General features: G+C 62.9%; 2 protein-coding genes. Both read right to left on the bottom strand.

Annotation, left to right across the window (positions count from 1 at the left end):
* Positions 1-140: GTP-binding protein (locus VFE83_RS05455; protein WP_239536270.1), on the bottom strand; the 140-nt coding region annotated here is incomplete at its 3' end.
* Between the two features lie 82 nt (positions 141-222).
* The coding region (gene fusA / locus VFE83_RS05450; protein ID WP_324903876.1) for an elongation factor G at positions 223-1,928 on the bottom strand (1,706 nt) is incomplete at its 5' end.

Raw genomic sequence — 1,928 nt, 5'->3', positions numbered from 1 at the left:
TACGCCTTGAACTCACCGCCGAAACGCTCGGCGCCCACCTTCGTCAGCGCTGCCGTCAGCGTGGTCTTGCCGTGGTCGACGTGACCGATCGTGCCCACGTTCACGTGCGGCTTGGTGCGCTCAAACTTACCCTTGGCCATGGTTGTCTCTCTTTAAAGAAAATTGCTTGTTGATCGTGCTGCGCGAGGCCGGCGGGGGCCGGCGCTCGCGGGAAGGTCATGCTCAGGACTTCTTCATCACCGATTCGGCGATGTTGGTCGGAGCCTCGGCGTAATGGTCGAACTCCATCGTGAAGGTCGCGCGGCCCTGCGACATCGAACGCAGCGTGGTCGCGTAGCCGAACATCTCGCCCAGCGGGATCATCGCGTTGATGATCTTGCCCGACGGGCTGTCGTCCTGACCCTGCAGAATGCCGCGACGACGGCTCACGTCGCCCATCACGTCACCCAGGTAATCCTCGGGCGTGACGATCTCGACCTTCATCATCGGCTCGAGCAGGATCGGGCTGGCTTTCATGAAGCCTTCCTTGAAGGCCATGGAGCCGGCGATCTTGAACGCCATTTCCGACGAGTCGACCTCGTGGTACGAACCGTCGACCAGCCTGATCTTGACGTCGACGACCGGGTAGCCGGCAAGCACGCCGTTGTTGGCGGCTTCCTTGATGCCCTTGTCGACGGCCGGGATGTATTCCTTCGGAATCACACCGCCGACGATCGCGTTCTCGAACTCGTAGCCCTTGCCCTGCTCGTTCGGCGACAGCTCGATCCACACGTGGCCGAACTGACCCTTACCACCGGTCTGGCGCGCGTACTTGCCTTCGACCTTGATCGTCTTGCGGATGGTCTCGCGGTACGCGACCTGCGGCTTACCGACGTTGGCCTCGACGTTGAACTCGCGCTTCATGCGGTCAACGATGATGTCCAGGTGCAGCTCGCCCATGCCGGCGATGATGGTCTGGCCCGACTCCTCGTCGGTACGCACGCGGAACGAAGGATCTTCCTGGGCCAGGCGGCCGAGGGCGAGACCCATCTTTTCCTGGTCCGATTTGGTCTTCGGCTCGACCGCCATCGAGATGACGGGCTCCGGGAACACCATGCGCTCGAGCGTGATGATGTGATCCTGCGCGCACAGCGTGTCGCCGGTGGTCACGTCCTTCAGGCCCACGGCCGCAGCGATGTCGCCGGCGCGGACTTCCTTGATCTCGTCACGCTGATTGGCGTGCATCTGCAGGATGCGGCCCACGCGCTCCTTCTTCGACTTGACCGGGTTGTACACCTGGTCGCCGGAGTTGAGCACGCCCGAGTAGACGCGGAAGAAGGTTAGCGAACCGACGAACGGGTCGGTCATGATCTTGAACGCCAGCGCCGAGAACGGCTCGCTGTCGGACGCCTTGCGCGAGTCTTCCTTCTCGTTGTCGTCGATGCCCTGCACCGGCGGACGGTCTGCCGGCGACGGCAGCAGGTTGATCACGCCGTCGAGCATGGCCTGCACGCCCTTGTTCTTGAACGCCGAGCCGCAGAACACCGGCACGATTTCCACGCGCAGGGTGCGCTCGCGCAGGCCGGCAATGACCTCCGCTTCGCTCAGCTCGCCTTCGGACAGGTACTTGTCCATCAGCGTTTCGTTGGCTTCGGCGGCCGCTTCGATCATGAAGTTGCGCGCTTCTTCAGCCTTGGCCTGCAGGTTAGCCGGGATGTCGCGGTACTCGAACTTGGTGCCCTGCGAGGCGACATCCCAATGGATGGCCTTCATCTTGAGCAGGTCGACCACGCCCTCGAAACCGTCTTCGGCACCGATCGGCACCTGCATCGGCACGGCGTACGCGCCCAGGCGCGACTTCAGCTGCTCGACGACCTTGTCAAAGTTGGCACCGGTGCGGTCCATCTTGTTGACGAACGCCATGCGCGGCACCGAGTACTTGTTGGCCT

Origin of the sequence: Lysobacter sp., from assembly GCF_035655815.1 — a bacterium.
GTDB lineage: Bacteria > Pseudomonadota > Gammaproteobacteria > Xanthomonadales > Xanthomonadaceae > Lysobacter_J.
The sequence above is the reverse complement of the archived record's forward strand: the minus strand, read 5'-3'. Positions and strand labels throughout refer to the sequence as shown.